Raw genomic sequence first — 18584 nt, 5'->3', positions numbered from 1 at the left:
GACATGGCATCGGACACCGCAACCGACCTCAGGGTCGAGAGAAAACCCAAACTGTCGGAGACCGTGGTCGCGACGATCCGCAAGCAGTTGCAGGCGGGTGAGATCCTGCCCGGCCATAAATTACCGACCGAAGGCCAACTGACCGAAACCTTCGGCGTCAGCCGCACCGTCATCCGCGAGGCGCTGGCCAAGCTTGCCGCCGACGGGCTGGTCGAACCGCGCCAGGGCGCCGGCGTCTTCGTCACAGAGCACATCTCGACAATGTTCGGCGCGCTGGCCGCCGACATGGGCAGCAAGGATTCGATCGCACTCAACGTGCTCGAGGTGCGGCTGGCGATCGAGATCGAATCGGCCGGGCTCGCCGCCATCCGTCGCAACGCCGCGCAGGAGGCGGCGATCCAGGAAGCCTTCTTCGAATTCGAGCGGCTGCTGCTTGCCAGCGAGCCGACCGGTCCGGCCGACCTCGCCTTCCATCGCGCCATCGCCAGCGCAACCAGCAACCCCTTCTATGTCGAGATGCTCGACGTGCTCGGCCGGCGCGCCATCCCGTGCGACGTGACTTCGCCCTGGTCGACCGAACTGGCGCAATCCGACAGCTATCAGCGCGGGCTCCAGCGCGAGCATCTGGTGATCCTCAACGCCATTACCTCTGGCGATGCCGAGGCCGCGCGCGAGGCGATGCGCGCGCACCTCACCGCCAGCCAGCAGCGTTACCGCGAGCGGCTGCATGCACGTCAGGCTTTTTATTCCAGTTCGGTCAAGGCCGCCGCTGCCGGCGAATAATCATCTCAAGTCAAGACAACCCCATCTCAAGTCAGGATTGAAATGAGCCAGAGCCATACAGACTATACATCGCGTTTCGCCATCGACCCGGTCGCCGCCGCGGCGATGGGAACCGACGAGCTGCGCCACAACTTCCACATCGAAGACCTGTTCCAGCCTGGCCGCATCAGCCTGACCTACACCCATTACGACCGCATGATCGTTGGCGGCGCCGTGCCGACCGGTTCGCCGCTGCAACTGGAAGCGATCAAGCCGACCGGCACCAAGAATTTTCTCGACCGGCGCGAGCTGATCGCCGTCAACATTGGTGGTGCAGGCAGCGTAACGGCAAGCGGCCAGACCCACGAGTTGCAGGCGCGCGACATGCTCTATCTCGGCATGGGCACCACCGACGTGTCCTTCGCCTCGGTGGACAAGACCGCGCCGGCTAAATTCTATCTGCTCAGCGCGCCTGCGCATCAGGCCTGGCCCAGCCGGCTGATCCGCATCGGCGACGCCAAGCGCCTCGATCTCGGCAGCAAGGACACCTGCAACGAGCGTTCGATCTTCCAGTTCATCCATGCCGAGGGCGTGAAGACCTGCCAACTGGTGGTCGGCATGACTCAGTTGGCTCCAGGATCGGTGTGGAACACCATGCCATGCCATGTGCATGACCGGCGCATGGAGGCCTATCTCTATTTCGACCTGGCCGAGACGGCGCGCGTCTTCCATTTCATGGGCGAGCCTGACGAGACGCGCCATATCGTCATGAGCAATGAGGAGGCGGTGCTGTCGCCGGGATGGTCGATCCACTCCGGTGCCGGCACTTCCAATTATGCTTTCATCTGGGCGATGGCCGGCGACAATGTCGACTATACCGATGTCGACCCGGTGGCGTTGGGCGATCTGCGGTGAGCGACCCCTTCAGCCTTGCCGGAAAACGTATCCTGGTCACCGGCGCCAACACCGGCATCGGCCAAGGCATCGCCGTGTGCGTCGCACGCGCCGGGGGCGCGGTGGTCGGCGTCGGCCGCTCGTCGATGGACGATACGGCAGACAAGATTGCCGCGGTGGGCGGGCAATTCGAAGCGGTGAGCGCCGACCTCGCCGACACGTCGGCCGCCGGCCCGTTGCTCGACCGGATCTGGGACGAAAGCGGTCCGCTCGACGGGCTGGTCAACAATGCCGGCATCATCCGCCGCGCCGATGCCGTCGATCTCAGCGAGGCCGATTGGGACGACGTCATGGACGTCAACCTGAAGACGGTTTTCTTGCTCTGCCAGAGCTTCGCCAGACGGGCGCTTGCCGGCGGACGCCAGGGCAAGATCGTCAACATTGCCTCCGTGTTGAGCTTCCAGGGCGGCATCCGCGTTGCGTCCTATACTGCCTCGAAGCACGGTGTGCTCGGCATCACGCGTCTGCTCGCCTGCGAATGGGCGCAAAAAGGCATCAACGTCAACGCCATCGCGCCGGGCTATATCGAGACCAACAACACGCGGGCGCTGCGCGCCGATCCCGACCGCAGCGCCGCCATCCTGGCGCGGATCCCGGCCGGTCGCTGGGGGGAAGCGGGCGACATTGGCGATGCCGCCGTGTTCCTGCTGGCGCCGGCGTCGAACTACATGCATGGAGCGGTGGTGCCTGTGGATGGCGGCTGGCTTGCGCGATGAGGAGACGACGATGACCACAAAGATTTTCGCGCATGCCGGCGAGGGCGCCTGGACGCCGACCCCGGACGGCAACAGGCGACGCGTTCTCCTGCATACCGACGAGTTGATGCTGGTCGAATTCGGCTTCGACAAGGGTGGCGTCGGCGCCCTGCATTCGCACCCACACGTCCAGGCTAGCTATGTCGCCGAGGGCCGCTTCGAGGTGACCATCGACGGTAGGACCGAAACCATCGAGACCGGCGGCAGCTTCATTGTGCCGTCCGGTCTGGTGCACGGCGTCAAGGCGCTGGAAGCAGGGCGGCTGGTCGACAGCTTCACGCCGCACCGGGCCGATTTCCTCGGCTAGCCAGGGAAGACCCGCACCTCAAAAGAGGCGCGGGTTGTTGCCTGGGCGCTTGTGGCGCCGCGGTACTCAAGACATGACCGCAGGATGCGAACCTGCCGCATGATGGTGAACATAGGCTTAACGCGCCGGGTGTTCGTGATGGCGGTGACTGCGTCGGTCAGGTGATATGCCGGAGCAGGCTGAAGAGCCGCTCGAACGTCTTGCCGTAGGGCGGGCGCAACAAGGCTCCCGCGCTCAGCCGGGACTGCAGGAAAACCGGCTTCTCCTTGCTGAAGGTGCGAAAGCCCCATTCGCCGTGATAGGCGCCCACGCCGCTGGCGCCGACGCCGCCGAAAGGCTGGTTCTCCTGCACCAGATGCAGCATGCAGTCGTTGATGGTGACGCCGCCGGCGACGGTCTCATGCAGGATGCGTTGACGGTTGCCGCTGTCGCGCCCGAACCAGTAGAGCGCCAGCGGCCGGTCCGCCCCGTTCACATGGGCTATCGCCTCGTCGATCCCGGCATATTCGACGATGGGCAGTACCGGCCCAAAAATCTCCTCGCGCATCAGCCGCAGGTTTGCGCCGGCGTTGCGGACCAGGGTCGGCGGCAATTTCCGGTTTGTCGCGCCGAATGCCTCGCCGGCCGGGTTGATTTCGGTGACATCGGCGCCGGCATTACGCGCCTCGGTGATCATGTCGCGCAGGCGCTGGTGGTGCCGCTCGCTGATGATGGCGGTATAATCGGGGTTGTCGCGCAGGGTTGGGTAGAGCTTCGTGATCGCCGTTGCGAGCTTGGCAGCGACCGTGCCTGCCTGTCCCTTCGGCACCAGCAGATAATCCGGCGCGATGCAGGTCTGCCCGGCATTCAACAGCTTGCCATAGGCAATGCTGGATACCGCCGCGTCGAGATCGCATGACGGATCGAAGATTGCCGGCGACTTGCCGCCGAGTTCGAGCGTGACCGGGGTCAGGTTGGCGGCCGCGGCGATCGCGACCTGGCGTCCGACCGCGGTCGAGCCGGTGAACAGCAAATGATCGAAAGGCATCGACACGAAGGCCTTTCCCATCTCCGCGTCGCCGCTGATGACGCTGAGCTCATCGGGTGCGAAATGCTCGGCAACGAGTTTGGCCAGCAGCGCTGAAAATGCCGGCGTCAATTCGGAAGGTTTTATAAGCACGCGATTGCCGGCCGCGAGTGCCGCCGTGACCGGCGCGACGGCGAGCTGGAAAGGATAATTCCAGGGCGACACGATGCCGACGACGCCGAGCGGCTGCGGGACGAGGCGATTTCGGCCGGGCAGGAACGGCATGGTGGTGACAACGCGGCGTTCGCGCATCCAGCCCCTGAGGTGCGACAGCGCGTGGCGGATACCGGCGCGCACGACGAACAGTTCCGCAAGACGCGTCTCATGCGCGGAACGGCCGCCAAAGTCGGTGTCGATGGCGGTGCAGATGTCGGCTTCATGCCGCTCGGTCAACGCCAACAGGCGTTTCAGGCGATCCTTGCGGATGCCAAAGTTGGGGAAAGGCTGCGCCTCGAAGGCAGCACGCTGCAACCGAAACCGCTCGCCGAGAGCATCCTGAATGGCCTGCAGCATCGCGCCCTCCCTGACTTGTCGGGCCGAGCTTACATCGTGGTGCGTGGCGGAATCCAGCGGGGGTGCAGGTCTCGCAAGGGAAGGTGCTGCGGCGAGCCTTGGATCAATCGGTCAGCTTCCGCGTTCGCGCCGCAGGCTTTCCTTGTGCCGGCTTGTTCTGGTTGTGGTCCGGTGTCAGCTGCGCTAAGGCAAGGTGCCCATGCGGAGAGTCGTTTTGACCGGTTTCCACATCCTCTCCAATCCACGAAATTGCAGCCCGGTGTCTGCCTGATGCAGGCATCGGCGATGAGTATCTTGGCCGTGGCCCGCAGGCGGCGCGTTTCGTCCCGGGTGGCCCTGATGCAAGATCGGGTTGCCGCATTGCGCCAGCGGAATTGCGGATGAAGGGCGCGCGCAGGCTTGAGGCTGCGTTTGGAGCGGCCGCGCGAAGGGTTATGCGGGAGTTTCTGCGATTCGTGCCGCTGTCTCTGAAACAGCGCATGCAAAGACGCACATACGCACGCGCGACGCCCGCCAACAGAATTTTCATTTCGGGCTGCGCGCGCAGCGGGACGACGCTGACACAGCGGCTGATGAGGTGTTTCGGGGATATTTTCGTCCATCCGCCCGAAGCGCGATACACAATGCTGGACATGCTGGATCGGCCGGAATCGAACCTCGTCGTCAAGCGCGATGCGCGCGGTTTTGCGCATCTGGCGAAGCTACCTCCCTCCATCGGCTTGATCTATTGTGTGCGCCATCCATTCGACACGCTGACAAGTTCGCATCCGCAAACACGCCACGAGCGTCGGTTCCACGTCACGCCGCATCGCTGGCTGGCCGAATACGACGCGCTGACCCGGCTGAAGAAGGCACAACCGCACCGGCAGATACTCTTTGTCCGCTACGAAGACATGATCGGCGCGCCCGATGCGCAGCAGGACAGAATCGCGCAGTCGTTCGGACTGACACCGCACATTCGTTTCAGCGAGGATCCGGACAATCCGATCCGGGTGGCTTCGTTGAGAAAATGGGAACGGAATGAAGAATTCAGGACCTATCTCGGCGGTCTGCCCCCGGCATTTCTCGTCGGCGTCCGGCGTTTCTGCGCCGAGTTCGGCTATGACATGCCAATAAGCACGCCGACCGTGGACGCGCGGTGATGCAGGCACCGGCGGCCGTCGCGACAGAAGAGCGAGATCCCAAGCGGCGCGTCCTGAAGGACGTGTTCGGCTTTGATGATTTTCGCCCCGGCCAGGCCGATGTCATGGATGCGCTGCTGGCCGGGCGGCATGTGCTGGCCGTCATGCCGACAGGTGCGGGCAAATCGCTCTGCTACCAAGTGCCGGCACTGGTCCTGGGTGGGCTCACCATTGTCGTTTCGCCGCTGGTGGCGCTGATGCAGGATCAGGTCGCCGCCTTGCGGCTTGCCGGCGTGGCGGCCGACACGATCAATTCCTCGATCGACCGCGATGCCAATATCGCCGCATGGCGTCGCGTCGCCTCGGGCCAGACGCGCCTGCTCTATCTCGCGCCGGAGCGGCTGATGACCGAGCGCATGCTCGACGCGCTGGCCAGGCTCGATGTCAGCCTGATCGCCGTCGACGAGGCGCATTGCATCTCGCAATGGGGGCCGGCGTTCCGGCGCGAATACGAGGACCTGTCGCGTCTGCGCGGCATCTTTCCCAACGTGCCGATCATCGCGCTGACGGCAACGGCGGACGAAGGCACGCGCACCGACATCGAATCCCGGCTGTTTGCCGAGCGCGTCGAGACCCTGGTGCTGGGCTTCGACCGGCCGAACATCAAGCTTGCCATCGAGGCCAAGCAGGACAGCAAGCGGCAGCTGCTGCGCTTCGTCGAGCGTCATCCCGGCCGCAGCGGCATCGTCTATTGCCTGTCGCGCAAGAAGACGGAGGAGATGGCGGCCTTCCTCGAGAAGAACGGCGTCACCGCGCTCGCCTATCATGCCGGCATGAGCAAGGAGGCGCGTGACGCCAACCAGAACAGCTTCATGACCCTGTCCGGCGTCGTCATGGTGGCGACCATCGCTTTCGGCATGGGCATTGACAAGCCTGATGTCGCCTATGTCTTCCACACCGACATGCCGGGCAGCCTGGAGGCCTACTACCAGGAGATCGGCCGCGCCGGCCGCGATGGGCGGGACGCCGAGGCGCATATGCTGTTCGGCCTTGGCGATATCCGCATGCGCCGGATGTTCATCGACGACGAGGATGCGCCGCCCGAGCACAAGAGGCGCTCGCATGGCCGGCTCGACACGCTGATCGGCTATTGCGAGACGGCGCAGTGCCGCCGCCAGGTGCTGCTCGGCTATTTCGGCGAAGAAGCGCAGCCTTGCGGCAATTGCGACACCTGCCTCGACCAGGCGCCGCGCGCCGATGGCGGAGCGGAGGCGCGGATCATCCTGGCGGCGATCGCGCAGAGTGGCGAACGCTTCGGTGCCGGCCATGTCATCGACATCCTGCTCGGCCATGAAACCGAGAAGGTGCTGGCCAGGAACCACCAGAGGCTTGCCGCCTTCGGCAGCGGGCTGGCGCACAAGAAGGATTTTTGGCTGTCGCTGATCCGGCAGCTCGTCGCGGGCGGGTTCCTGATGCCGGATCCGGCCGGCCATGGCGGCCTCGCCATCGCCGAAAAAGGCCATGCGCTTGGCCGTGGCGAGGTGCCGTTCCATTATCGCGTCGAGGTGCGCAGCCGCGCCTTGCGCGGCAAGACGCGCTCCGGGCAGGATTTCGGGCAATCGGATGTGGACACCGGGCTGCTGGCCGCGCTGAAGACCTTGCGACTGCGGCTCGCCAAGGAGCGCCAGGTGCCGGCCTATGTGGTGTTTTCCGATCGCACCCTGATCGACATGGCAGAGCGCCGCCCAAACGACCTCGACGCCTTCGCTGAAGTGAATGGGGTTGGGGCGGCAAAGCTGAAGGAGTTCGGCCAGGTTTTTCTGAGTGCGATTGCCGAGCACCAATCCGATGGTTCGGCCTGAGGTCAGATCAGCGACTGGTCACGCGCCCTGAAGCATAGGGATCTTCGGAGAAGGCATCCGTTCCGAAACCTCCTGTTCCGTCGCCGCCCATTCCTCCACCGCCCATGCCCCCGCCGAGACCGAGTTCAATGTTCTCTGGCCGGCCAGTCGACAGATCAGGCCCAGACTGAGGCGTTCATCGACTTCATGGCTGAGCATCTGCAACCGCAATAGGTGCCGCTGTCCGCTTATCCACCGCAGCGTCGACCCGCCGGGCGTCAGTCGCGCGATATGGACAGTCCCGTGAAAAGCGGAGCGTAGGCGGCGAGCCTGCGGGATACGAACTCCGTGAAGAGCCGCACGCGCTTCGTCTTGCGTGTCTCCCCCTGTGTGAGAAGCCAGAGCGTTCCGTACATGTGCAGGTCGGTGCCCGGCACCCTCACCAGCAGGGGGTCGGCATCTCCGACGAAGCACGGCAGTGTCGTGATCCCGAGACCTTGCCGTACGGCAACGATCTGCGCCTCGGCGTCCGTGGTCCTGAATGGAACGCCAGTGGTGCGAACCTCACCCGCGCCGGCCCACTCTGGAATTCCATGAACGCTTATGACGATCCACCGGATGGGATCAGGCGCGCCCGCACGCCACGCGGCCAGGCGATCGCGGGACATGTAGACGCCGCCGAACACCTCCGGTCCCTTCAGGCCGTGAAGATTGAGCGGCAGGGTTTTGCGGTCGTAGACGACGCGGATCGCGACGTCGGCCTCTCGGTTGGTCAGATTTGCCAGCTCGCCGGACGACAGGATTTCCATCTCGATGTCCGGGTGCAGACGCGCGAAATCGGCGAAGTCCGGCATGAGCAGGTGTGTCGCGAGGGGCGGTGCCAGCGTCACCCGCAGAAGCCCGCGCACACCCTGGTCGCGCCCGAAGACGCGCGTCTCCAGCTGGTGCGACGACGCTTCCATCTGGTTCGCGAGATCGAGGACCTCCTCGCCCGCAGCCGTTAGGCGGTAGCCCGAAGGCAGCTTTTCGAACATGTGCGCTCCGAGGCGTTCCTCGAGCTGGGCGACGCGTCGCAGCACGGTCGAGTGATTCACCCCGAGCTGCGCGCCGGCAGCCCGCACCGAGCCTCTGCGCGCGACGGCAAGAAAGTAGCGAATGTCATCCCAGTCGATCATGGTGCAATCCGGCACCGCGCGGTGCGCCTTCCCAAGCCCGTATCTAACGCATGCTACAGCAGTACGGGCGGGACATCATAGCTTATGTCGACAGGGGCGGCGCAATTCCGAATGGCGGACACGGATCGTCACGGCTGGCGTCAGTTCCTGAAAGCGGATCGATTTTGCACCACCGATGTGCGCGCTTCCGCACTCACCGCGTGACTCTGACGGGCCCATCTAGAGGTTCTCGGGGCGTACCCGAACGACCAAAGACAGAGCCTGGAAGGATTGAGTTATGGGAAAACTAGACGGTAAGGTTGCGGTTATTACGGGTGGCGCCACCGGCATCGGCCTCGCCGCTGCAAAGCGCTTCATCGAGGAGGGCGCTTTCGTCTTCATTTTCGGCCGTCGGCAGGATGTGCTCGACGCTGCTGGGGCCAACCTCGGGGCCAATGCCCGCGCGGTGAAAGGCTCGGTTTCCGACGAGGCCGACCTCGACCGGCTCTACGCGGCGGTGAAGGCCGAGCGCGGAACCCTCGACATCGTCTTCGCCAATGCCGGGGCGGGAGGCCTGCTTCCGCTCGGCGAGATCACCGCCGAGCACATTGACGAAACCTTCGACACCAATGTGAAGGGTACGATATTCACGGTCCAGAAGGCGCTGCCGCTGATGGGCGAGGGCGGTTCGATCATCCTGACCGGATCGAGCGCCGGCACCACGGGCGCCCCCGCATTCAGCGTCTACAGCGCGAGCAAGGCGGCCGTGCGCAATCTTGCGCGGAGCTGGGCGGAGGACCTGAAGGGCACCGGCATCCGGGTAAACGTGCTGTCGCCCGGGCCGACAGCGACCGAACTCGCGAAGGCAGCGATAGGGGAGGAGGGCTTGAAGGCCTTCGCCTCGATGAACCCGCTCCAGCGCATGGCCGATCCGGCGGAGATTGGAGCGGCGGCTGCGTTTCTCGCGTCGCCCGACAGCAGCTTCATGACCGCCAGCGAGGTCGCCGTCGACGGGGGCCTGGCGCAAATCTGACGCTACGCCCCGCCGTTCATTCCATTCGATATTCCGGGCCCGCAGGGCGTGGTAAACTGAAGGAGAATATACATGAGCTATGCAATTATTGGCTTCGGCAAGATCGGCCACGCTCTTGCCAAGGCGTTTGCCCGCAACGGCATCGAAGTGTCCGTGGCAACCACGCGCGACCCGGAAAGCTTTGCAGCCGATGCGGCCGCGATCGGACCCACGATTATCCCGAAAACGCTGGCGGAAGCGATCAAGGCGGACATCGTCTTTCTGGCGGTTCGTTTCGAGTCGCACCCAGATGTCGCGAAGGCGCTGTCAAGCTGGGAAGGCAAGACGATCATCGACGCGACGAACGTGTTTCCAGCCCCTGAAGAGCTGGACGGTCTGCCGTCCTCCGCCTTCGTCGCAAAGGCGTTCACCGGTGCCAAGCTCGTCAAAGGGTTCAATCACCTGATTGCAGCCACTTTGGCTGCCGATCCGATCGTCGAGGGCGGGCACCGGGTCGTCTTTCTGTCGAGCGACGACGAGGACGCGATCGCTCCCGTGGCGGCCTTAGCCAAACAACTCGGGTTCGCACCGGTCAAGCTGGGGAAGCTCAACGAGGGTGGCGCACTGGTGCACGCACGCGGCCGCACTTGGGGCCAGCTGATCTTCCAGGACCTGTTCAAGAAGGAGCAGTAACGGATTTATCGTGCACCGACAGAGTGGCCGGTGTTCGACGCCGGCCACATCGTCAGCAACGAGCCGAGCGCGCAAAGTGACATGCTTGAAAGCGGCTTACATCTGCCTGGGATCCTTCGGCCGACATGTGCCGGCCACCCATGAATCGTAATTGCAATAGCTGACGTCCCAGCCGGCATCGCGTCTTTTGGAAGTTACCTCACGACCGCCCGGGCGGATGGGTCCGAAGCCACCCCAACTGCCATCCGAGCCTTTGCAATTTCCCATGACGCGATAATTGCAGTTGTTTACGACGAAGTTGCCGTCCATCGACACGCATGCCGATGCGACAGTGGAAAGACTGAAGAAGGCCGTGCCGACGACTGTGACGGCGAGAGAGGCTTTGCGCATAGTGGTCTCCTAACTGGCTGGGCGAACCAACCATTACGAGATCTTGGGCCGGCCACTTCCCCCATTTGGGCCAAACCGGCTGGCAAATTCACAGCGACATGGCTGCGCTTGCGGACAGAAAACCATGTGCGGAGAGCCGAATGGGCCTGCCCATCGCCGAAGCTTTACGCCTCCGCAAAGGCCAGAGTGTCCCGGCTCGGGCGGCTTTGTCCTGTTGGCTGCGCGATATGCGGCAGGCGGCTAGCAGCCCAGGAGATGTCAGGTTCTTGGGCTAAATGGCGGAGAGGGAGGGATTCGAACCCCCGATGGGCTTGCACCCATGCCGCATTTCGAGTGCGGTGCATTCGACCACTCTGCCACCTCTCCGCGGTCATGGTCGGCCGTTGCCGGCGCGGCGCACTAGATAACGGCTGAACGGGCAGGTTACAAGGCCAATCCGTCAGTTATTTGGCTTGCTTGGCAAGCGGCGGATTCACGGCTGGTGGGGTACAGCGAGACCCGAGGCAGATTGCCGACCAGTCACCCATCCTCAGCCCAGGCGGGGGCAACGCCGTGGGCATGTCGGCACAGCCGGTCCGTGCTCGCAATGACGGTCTCGGAAACGGCGCGGCTGGTTTGCCTTGACTCGCCCCCAACCTTCGGTTAGGGACAGCGCGCAATCGGCGTGGAGGGTTCTTCCGCGCCGCTTGTTTTTTGAACCCGCAGACTGACAAAAAGACGGCTGAACTGCCAGAGGCGGTTCATCAAGGCCGACCGAACAGCGAAAGGCAAAAAATGTTCGCAGTCATTAAAACGGGTGGCAAGCAGTATCGCGTTGCCGCCAACGATCTCCTGAAGATCGAAAAAGTTGAAGCCAATGTCGGCGATATGGTCGAAATCGGCCACGTTCTGGCGCATGGCGAAGGCGAGAATGTCACGTTTGGCGCGCCGTTCGTCGACGGCGCGGTGGTCACCGCCGAAGTCGTCGAACAGGGCAAGAACCGCACCGTCATCGCCTTCAAGAAGCGCCGCCGGCAGAATTCGCGCCGCAAGATCGGCCATCGCCAGCTTTTGACCACCGTGCGGATCTCCGAGATCCTGCTGGGTGGCGCCAAGCCGACCAAGACGGCAGCGGCCAAGGCGCCGAAGAAGGTGAAGGCCGAGGCCGCCACCGAGGTGCAGGCGGAAGCCGCGCCGAAGAAGGAGCCCAAGGCCAAGGCAGCCGAGACAAAGGCAGCCGAGACCGCCGCAGCGCCACTGTTCAAGGCACCGAAGGGTGAGCCGGACGATCTGACCGTGATCAAGGGCATCGGCCCGGTCGCAGCCAAGGATCTTAACGAGCAGGGCATCATCACCTTCGCCCAGCTTGCCAAGCTGACCGAGAAGGATGTCGCCAAGATCGACGAGCACATGCCCTTCAGCGCCGACCAGATCAAGGACTGGCGCGAGCAGGCCAAGGAATTGGCTGCGAAGTAATTTTCTGGCGATTGGGTCGCCGGATCGGACTTGAAACGGAACGCGAACGCGTTCATAAGGCCTTTTAGGCGCCTTGCGGCGCAACGGAGTTAGTTAGATGGCACACAAGAAAGCTGGCGGCTCGTCGCGCAACGGTCGCGACTCGCATTCCAAGCGTCTGGGCGTGAAGAAGTTCGGCGGCGAAGCCGTCATCCCGGGCAACATCATCATTCGTCAACGCGGCACCACGTGGCATCCCGGCGTCAATGTCGGCATGGGCACGGATCATACGCTTTTTGCGCTCGAGACCGGCGCCGTGACGTTCAACAAAAAAGCCAACGGCCGAACCTACGTATCGGTCAACCCGATTGCCAAAGCCGCGGAGTAGCCGGTTCCGCACTAGAACACCGGCGCCCATCTCGGGAACCGGTGTCTGGCAAAGCCAGGAAAAGGATCAGGGGAGATGGGTTTCCATCTCCCCTTTTTCTTGTGCCTGGAGGACTTTCAAATGGTTGCCGAAGCGGAAGACTCAGAAGACGGAAGTTACGCGATAGACTGCCCGGTGCTGGTCACCGAGCGGCTGGTGATGCGGGCGCCCCATGAAGGCGATGTCGCGCAACTGGTCGAACTTGCCGACAACCGTCATGTCGCCGAAATGCTGGCACGCATGCCGCACCCCTATGGCGAGGCCGAGGCGCGCTCCTTCCTCGCCATGACCAGGTCGCGCCGGGCCGGCATCGCCTACGCCCTGACGCTGGCCGGAACCGACACGTTCGTCGGCTGTGCCGGTCTCAACACCACCGAACGCGGGCTGGAACTCGGCTACTGGATCGGCGAGCCTTACTGGAAGAAGGGCTATGCGACGGAAGCAGCCCATGCGCTGGTCGATCTCGCCTTCCAGAGGACGTCGATCCAGGTGCTGCAGGCCTCGACGCGGGTCATCAATCCGGCCTCGCGCCGCGTCATCCACAAATGCGGGTTCCAATATGCCGGCCAGGGCATGCTGAATTCGATCGTCGCCGGCCAGGTTCCCGTCGAGCGCTACCGGCTCGATCGCAAGACCTGGACCAGCCTGCGGAACTGGGTACATTTTTGATGTGTGACGACGGTCAAGCCAATGGTCGACAGCAGCGATATTGAAACGGTCGCGATCGCGCCGATGACGCCCGGGGATATCGAAAGCTTTCATCGCGCGCTCGATGTCGTAGCGCGTGAGCGAAAGTACCTGTCCTTCCTAGAGGCGCCACCGCTGGATCAAGTCAGAAGTTTCGCAATGGACCGTATCGGGAGAGGCGATCCGGGGTTCGTGGCCGTTGTTCGTGGCGAGGTCGTCGGCTGGTGCGACATCTCACGTCACGATCGGCTCATCCATGCGCATCGCGGCTCCCTCGGAATGGGGATCATTCCTTCCTATCGGGGGCGTGGCCTCGGACTGCGGCTCATCAATGCGACCTTGGCACAGGCGCGCAAGACCGGCTTTATCCGCGTCGAGCTTTCCGTGCATTCCGACAATGCTCGCGCCATCTCTCTTTACGACAAGGTCGGGTTTGTCAGGGAGGGCGTGCAGCGCGACGCCGTCCATATCGACGGGGAATACCGCGATACGATCATGATGGCGATCGTCGAACGTGAAAACACTGCCGGATGAAAGGCCATCAGCCCAGTTCGACCCACACCGGCAGGTGGTCCGAACCGTCAGCTTTCCGGTCGACCCACAGGCGCTTCAGGGATTTGGCAAGCGAAGCGCTTGTGAAGATATAGTCGATGCGCTTGTGGCGGCTGGGGTCGGTGGGTTGTTTCGGGTCGACCCAGCTGATGAGATCGTCGCCGGTGGCGTTCAGGCGCAAGGCGGCATCGACGGCGAAGTCGGCGGTCAGCGGCATGCCGAATTCATGGTCCGGCCGGCCGGCGAGTTCGACATATTCGGGTGAACCGGCCAGCATGTTGAAATCGCCCATGCCGACAAAGGCTTCGGGATGCGGCAGTTCCGGCAGGCCGATCTCGGCGACGCCGGACAGCGCGCCGCCTTCGAGCGCGTAGTTCAGCATGCGTTGGCGCAAGAACTGGATCTGGCTGGCGCGTTCGACGGGGCTGCGGTGATCGAGATGGATGGAATAGAAGCGGATGAAACCAAGCGGCGTCTCGATCAGCGCTTCCAGCGCGCCACGCTGGAAGTTCATCATCTCGAAGCTGCGGCTGCGCGGCAAAAGCAGGTTGCGCGACAGATGAATAGGCGTTTTCGACAGCACCATGTTGCCGAGCTGGAAGGTTTTCGTGATGGCGCGGCCATTGTCGATGTGCGAACCGATATTGGCCTCGAAATTGCTGCCATAGACGGCGAAGTAGTCGGGCAGCGCCTCGCCGATCTCGGCGACCATGTCGCGGCCGCTATTCCTGGGATTGTTGCGGGTCACCTCCTGCAAAGCGATCACGTCGGCGCCGCGCACGGCATCAGCGATGCGCCCGACATCGTATTGCCCGTCGAGGCCGATGCCGTACTGGATGTTGTAAGTTACAAGCTTCATTCCGGCATCTCTCCGGCCGATCCCACGCGGCCATTGTCACAAAACGGCCTCGCCCTTCGCCGCGCCTTGGTTTAGAGCAAGGGCCAAGGTTTAGAGCAATGCCGCAAGGCCACTAGTAGAAACTGTACAATCCCATGAAATTTCTCGATCAAGCCAAGGTCTACATCCGCTCCGGTGACGGTGGCGCCGGTTCGGTGTCGTTCCGGCGCGAAAAGTTCATCGAGTTCGGCGGGCCGGATGGCGGTGATGGCGGCCGTGGCGGCGATGTCTGGCTGGAGGCGGTCGACGGGTTGAACACGCTGATAGACTACCGCTACCAGCAGCATTTCAAGGCCAAGACCGGCGTCCACGGCATGGGCCGCAACATGACCGGTGCCAAGGGCGCCGATGTCACACTGAAGGTGCCGGCGGGAACGCAGGTGTTCGAAGAGGACAACGAGACGCTGATCTGCGATCTGACCGTGGTCGGCCAGCGCTTTCTGCTGGCCAAGGGCGGAAATGGCGGGTTCGGCAACCAACATTTCAAGACCTCGACCAACCAGGCGCCGCGCCGCGCCAATCCCGGCCTGCCGGGGCAGGAGCTCAACATCTGGCTGCGGCTGAAGCTGATCGCCGATGCCGGGCTGGTCGGGCTGCCCAATGCCGGCAAGTCGACATTCCTGGCGGCGGTCACCGCGGCCAAGCCGAAGATCGCCGACTATCCGTTCACGACGCTGCATCCCGGCCTCGGCGTCGCCCGGATCGACGCGCGCGAGTTCGTCATCGCCGACATTCCGGGTCTCATCGAAGGCGCGCATGAGGGCGTCGGCATCGGGGACCGCTTCCTTGGCCATGTCGAGCGCACGCGTGTGCTGCTGCATCTTGTTTCGGCGCAGGAGGAAAATCCGGGCAAGGCCTACAAGACCGTGCGCGCGGAGCTCGAGGCCTATGGCAACGGCCTGACCGACAAGGTCGAGATCGTGGCACTTTCCCAGGTCGACACGCTCGACGCCGATGCGCGCAAGAAGAAAGTCGCCTCGCTGAAGCGTGCCGCCGGCCGCGCGCCGATGCTGTTGTCGGCGGTCACCGGCGAAGGCGTCGAGGCGGTGCTGCGGGCGCTGATGTCGGTGGTGGGCGAGGCGCGTGCGCGGACGGCTACCCCGGTCGAGACGCGCTGGGACAAGTAGGCCATGCAGTCGCTGAAAAAATATCGGCGCATCACCGTCAAGATCGGCTCGGCGCTGCTCGTCGACCGCGCGACGGGCCTCAAGCGAGACTGGCTGGCTTCGCTCGCCGACGACATTGCCGGGCTGGCCCAGGGCGGCGCTGAAATCCTCGTCGTCTCCTCCGGCGCCATCGCGCTTGGCCGCACCATCCTTGGCCTCGGCAAGCGAGCCCTGAAACTGGAGGAGAGCCAGGCGGCGGCAGCCGTGGGACAGATCGCATTGGCCGGCGCCTGGTCGGACGCGCTCGGCAAGGGCAGCCTGAAATCGGGCCAGATCCTGCTGACGCTCGGCGACACCGAGGAGCGCCGCCGCTATCTCAATGCGCGGGCAACGATCTCGACACTGCTCAAGATGAAGGCGGTGCCGGTCATCAACGAAAACGACACGGTGGCGACGTCCGAAATCCGCTATGGCGACAATGACCGGCTGGCGGCCCGTGTCGCCACGATGATGGGTGCTGATCTTTTGGTGTTGCTCTCCGACATCGATGGCCTCTATACGGCGCCGCCGGCGCGTGACCCCCATGCCAAATTCATTCCGGTGGTCGACCGGATCACGCCCGATATCGAGGCGATGGCGGGTGCGGCCGCTTCCGAGCTGTCGCGCGGCGGCATGCGCACGAAGCTCGATGCCGGCAAGATCGCCACCGCCGCCGGCACCGCGATGATCATCACGTCGGGCACGCGGCTGTCGCCGCTGATGGCGATTGAACGCGGCGAACGCGCCACCTTCTTCCGGCCGAGTTCCAATCCGGTCAAGGGTTACAAGACCTGGATCGCCGGCCAACTCGAACCGGCCGGCCGGCTGACAGTCGATGCCGGCGCCATCGGCGCGCTGCTGTCGGGCAAGTCGCTGCTGCCGGCGGGCGTCAAGCTGGTCAGCGGCAATTTCTCGCGCGGCGACACGGTGGCGATCCTGTCGCCCGAGGGCCGCGAGATCGCGCGCGGGCTGGTTGCCTACGATGCAGCCGATGCCGTAAGGATCGCGGGCCTGAAGACGGCCGAGATCGAAACCGTGCTCGGTTACGAGGCGCGTTCGGCGATGATCCACCGCGACGACCTTGTGGTGAGCCATTCCGACAAGCCGTCAGCCTAGCGGTGTACTTTTCCAATTTTGATCGAAGCATCGCTGTTGCTCCGCCTCTATTTCCGATGGGCTTGATAATCCAAGGTCTTTGTAGAGAAGGGCATCGACAGAGGGTTGGCCTGTTCCCTTGCTCACCACAATCACGGATAGGCAAGGAAGCTCCGCGTCGTGACAGCGGAGCGCTATCCCTCCCAATGTGTTTCCCCAGCCACGGTCAATCCCACCAAATTCTTCGGTCAGTTCCCCATATGTAACGAGGCTTCGCTCTTGAGCCTTTGCCGCAAGATGCTTTGCCACGTCTAGCCGGAAGCTATTTCTCATTTTCTTCAGGTCTTTCGATGAAATTTCCGGCAACGTCGCCTCCTCTTATCGCCAAGGCACTATATCATGCGGACGGATCGCGTTGATGGGATTGCCACCTACGTGTAAAGCATCATCGCTAATCGCGACCTCAGAGAATACAAATGCTGAAACTGCATGAAAAATCCGGGGATGACACCGTAGCAACGATGGCCGATATCGGCCGCCGCGCCCGCGCTGCCGCCCGACCGCTGGCCATTGCCGCGACCGCCGCCAAGAACGCCGCACTCCTCGCCATGGCCGAGGCGATCGTCGCTCGTCAGCAGGACATTCTCGACGCCAACGCCATCGATGTCTCGAACGGCCAGGAATCCGGGCTTTCCGCCTCCTTCATGGACCGGCTGAAGCTCGATCCGGCGCGCATCCGCGCCATGGCCGAGGGCATCAGGGAAATCGCCGCGCTGCGCGATCCGGTCGGCGACGTGATCGCCGAGTGGGACCGGCCGAACGGCCTGCATATCGAGCGCGTGCGCACGCCGCTCGGCGTCGTCGGCGTGATCTATGAGAGCCGCCCGAACGTCACGGCGGATGCCGGCGCGCTGTGCCTCAAGGCCGGCAATCCGGTGATCCTGCGCGGCGGCTCGGATTCGCTGAATTCATCGGCCGCCATCCATGCCGGGCTGGTCGAAGGGCTGAGGGAAGCCGGCCTGCCGGAAGACGCCATCCAGCTGGTGCCGACCACCGACCGCGCCGCCGTCGGCGAGATGCTGAAAGGCTTAAGCGGTACGCTGGACGTCATCATCCCGCGCGGTGGCAAAAGCCTCGTCGGGCGTGTGCAGAACGAGGCGCGGGTGCCGGTCTTCGCGCATCTCGAAGGCATCTGCCATCTCTACATCGACCGTTCGGCCGAGCTCCAAATGGCGGTGCGGATCGCCGTCAACGCCAAGATGCGGCGCACCGGCGTCTGCGGTGCCGCAGAGACGCTGCTGGTCGACCGCGCGGTCGCCTCCACGCATCTGGTGCCGATCCTCAACGCACTGCGCGCGGCCGGCTGCGAGATCCATGCCGATGCCGAGGTGCTGAAAGTGTTTTTCGACGCCAGGCCGGCGACCGATGCCGACTGGGTGACTGAATATCTCGATGCCATCATCGCGGTGAAGCTGGTCGACGGTATCAAGGGTGCGATCGATCACATCGAGACGTTTTCCTCGCATCACACCGAGGCGATCGTCGCCGAGGATGCGCAAGCGGTCGAAAAATTCTTCAACGAGATCGATTCGGCGATCCTGCTGCACAACGCATCGACGCAGTTCGCCGACGGCGGCGAGTTCGGCATGGGCGCCGAGATCGGCATCGCCACCGGCAAGATGCATGCGCGCGGACCGGTGGGCGTCGAGCAACTGACGTCGTTCAAATACCGCGTGCGCGGGTCTGGACAGGTGAGGCCTTGACGTATTTCGCCCAAA

Annotated in this window: 20 protein-coding genes and 1 tRNA gene; 15 read left to right on the top strand and 6 right to left on the bottom strand. The window is 63.7% G+C overall.

Translation table 11 applies throughout. From position 1 onward, the window contains the following. Positions 1–3 precede the first annotated feature (3 nt). From NKH06_RS15875 to NKH06_RS15860, 4 genes are read left to right on the top strand one after another with little or no spacing between them, the layout of a single operon-like run. Complete coding sequence (locus tag NKH06_RS15875; RefSeq protein ID WP_352750608.1) at positions 4–783, top strand: FadR/GntR family transcriptional regulator; 780 nt, start codon at positions 4–6, stop codon at positions 781–783. A gap of 42 nt (positions 784–825) precedes the next feature. Beyond that, positions 826–1677 carry a 5-dehydro-4-deoxy-D-glucuronate isomerase gene (gene kduI, locus NKH06_RS15870; RefSeq protein ID WP_352893400.1) on the top strand — a complete coding sequence of 284 codons (852 nt, stop codon included), beginning with the start codon at positions 826–828 and terminating at the stop codon, positions 1675–1677. Then, entirely contained in the window at positions 1674–2432 is a 759-nt protein-coding gene (kduD, locus tag NKH06_RS15865) for a 2-dehydro-3-deoxy-D-gluconate 5-dehydrogenase KduD (RefSeq protein WP_352893399.1), read from the top strand. The genes kduI and kduD overlap by 4 nt, the downstream gene beginning before the upstream one ends. 10 nt (positions 2433–2442) lie before the next feature. Further along, entirely contained in the window at positions 2443–2778 is a 336-nt protein-coding gene (locus NKH06_RS15860) for a cupin domain-containing protein (RefSeq protein WP_023811768.1), read from the top strand. A gap of 157 nt (positions 2779–2935) precedes the next feature. On the opposite strand, the gene NKH06_RS15855 is transcribed toward NKH06_RS15860, so the two are convergent. Next, on the bottom strand, positions 2936–4357 hold the full coding sequence (locus tag NKH06_RS15855; RefSeq protein ID WP_352441007.1) for a coniferyl aldehyde dehydrogenase: 1422 nt from the start codon (positions 4355–4357) through the stop codon (positions 2936–2938). A gap of 380 nt (positions 4358–4737) precedes the next feature. On the opposite strand from NKH06_RS15855, the gene NKH06_RS15850 reads away from it, so the two are divergent. After that, on the top strand, positions 4738–5499 hold the full coding sequence (locus NKH06_RS15850) for a sulfotransferase family protein (protein WP_352760434.1): 762 nt from the start codon (positions 4738–4740) through the stop codon (positions 5497–5499). Then, positions 5499–7340 (top strand): DNA helicase RecQ, encoded by a 1842-nt coding sequence (gene recQ, locus NKH06_RS15845; protein WP_352893398.1) that lies wholly within the window; start codon positions 5499–5501, stop codon positions 7338–7340. The genes NKH06_RS15850 and recQ overlap by 1 nt, the downstream gene beginning before the upstream one ends. A gap of 257 nt (positions 7341–7597) precedes the next feature. On the opposite strand, the gene NKH06_RS15840 is transcribed toward recQ, so the two are convergent. Further along, a complete protein-coding gene (locus NKH06_RS15840; RefSeq protein ID WP_352893396.1) occupies positions 7598–8494 on the bottom strand; it encodes a LysR family transcriptional regulator in 897 nt (298 codons plus the stop codon). A 277-nt stretch (positions 8495–8771) separates the two neighbouring features. Between NKH06_RS15840 and NKH06_RS15835 the strand changes: the two genes are divergently transcribed. Further along, entirely contained in the window at positions 8772–9506 is a 735-nt protein-coding gene (locus tag NKH06_RS15835) for an SDR family NAD(P)-dependent oxidoreductase (protein WP_352893394.1), read from the top strand. Between the two features lie 72 nt (positions 9507–9578). Further along, a complete protein-coding gene (locus NKH06_RS15830; RefSeq protein WP_352441002.1) occupies positions 9579–10178 on the top strand; it encodes an NADPH-dependent F420 reductase in 600 nt (199 codons plus the stop codon). A 96-nt stretch (positions 10179–10274) separates the two neighbouring features. Here the strand turns inward: NKH06_RS15830 and NKH06_RS15825 are convergent, their stop codons facing one another. Both NKH06_RS15825 and NKH06_RS15820 read right to left on the bottom strand, forming a co-directional pair. Beyond that, positions 10275–10568, bottom strand: coding sequence for a hypothetical protein (locus NKH06_RS15825; RefSeq protein ID WP_352461316.1), 294 nt, complete (start codon positions 10566–10568; stop codon positions 10275–10277). A 276-nt stretch (positions 10569–10844) separates the two neighbouring features. Then, positions 10845–10934, bottom strand: a tRNA-Ser gene (locus NKH06_RS15820). A gap of 408 nt (positions 10935–11342) precedes the next feature. Between NKH06_RS15820 and NKH06_RS15815 the strand changes: the two genes are divergently transcribed. The 4 genes from NKH06_RS15815 to NKH06_RS15800 all read left to right on the top strand — a co-directional run bounded on the left by NKH06_RS15815 (position 11343) and on the right by NKH06_RS15800 (position 13650). Then, positions 11343–12023: a 50S ribosomal protein L21 gene (locus tag NKH06_RS15815; protein ID WP_352441000.1), complete on the top strand. Its 681-nt coding sequence runs from the start codon at positions 11343–11345 to the stop codon at positions 12021–12023. Positions 12024–12120: 97 nt separating this feature from the next. Beyond that, positions 12121–12390: a 50S ribosomal protein L27 gene (rpmA, locus tag NKH06_RS15810; RefSeq protein ID WP_013529063.1), complete on the top strand. Its 270-nt coding sequence runs from the start codon at positions 12121–12123 to the stop codon at positions 12388–12390. Positions 12391–12510: 120 nt separating this feature from the next. After that, the gene (locus NKH06_RS15805) at positions 12511–13098 is read left to right on the top strand and encodes a GNAT family N-acetyltransferase (RefSeq protein WP_023811776.1); all 588 of its coding nucleotides are present in this window, start codon (positions 12511–12513) and stop codon (positions 13096–13098) included. A gap of 21 nt (positions 13099–13119) precedes the next feature. Further along, a complete protein-coding gene (locus NKH06_RS15800) occupies positions 13120–13650 on the top strand; it encodes a GNAT family N-acetyltransferase (RefSeq protein WP_352750600.1) in 531 nt (176 codons plus the stop codon). 7 nt (positions 13651–13657) lie between these two features. Here the strand turns inward: NKH06_RS15800 and NKH06_RS15795 are convergent, their stop codons facing one another. Continuing rightward, a complete protein-coding gene (locus NKH06_RS15795) occupies positions 13658–14527 on the bottom strand; it encodes an endonuclease/exonuclease/phosphatase family protein (RefSeq protein ID WP_128304967.1) in 870 nt (289 codons plus the stop codon). Positions 14528–14661: 134 nt separating this feature from the next. Between NKH06_RS15795 and obgE the strand changes: the two genes are divergently transcribed. Then, positions 14662–15693, top strand: coding sequence for a GTPase ObgE (obgE, locus tag NKH06_RS15790; RefSeq protein WP_352611367.1), 1032 nt, complete (start codon positions 14662–14664; stop codon positions 15691–15693). A gap of 3 nt (positions 15694–15696) precedes the next feature. After that, on the top strand, positions 15697–16827 hold the full coding sequence (gene proB, locus NKH06_RS15785; RefSeq protein WP_352893392.1) for a glutamate 5-kinase: 1131 nt from the start codon (positions 15697–15699) through the stop codon (positions 16825–16827). Here the strand turns inward: proB and NKH06_RS15780 are convergent. Further along, the gene (locus NKH06_RS15780) at positions 16819–17172 is read right to left on the bottom strand and encodes a hypothetical protein (protein ID WP_352893391.1); all 354 of its coding nucleotides are present in this window, start codon (positions 17170–17172) and stop codon (positions 16819–16821) included. The two genes, proB and NKH06_RS15780, sit on opposite strands and share 9 nt — an antisense overlap. 110 nt (positions 17173–17282) lie before the next feature. Between NKH06_RS15780 and NKH06_RS15775 the strand changes: the two genes are divergently transcribed. Beyond that, a complete protein-coding gene (locus NKH06_RS15775) occupies positions 17283–18569 on the top strand; it encodes a glutamate-5-semialdehyde dehydrogenase (protein WP_352893390.1) in 1287 nt (428 codons plus the stop codon). Positions 18570–18584 lie beyond the last annotated feature (15 nt).

Source organism: Mesorhizobium sp. M1342 (assembly GCF_040317955.1).
GTDB lineage: Bacteria > Pseudomonadota > Alphaproteobacteria > Rhizobiales > Rhizobiaceae > Mesorhizobium.
The sequence above is the reverse complement of the archived record's forward strand: the minus strand, read 5'-3'. Positions and strand labels throughout refer to the sequence as shown.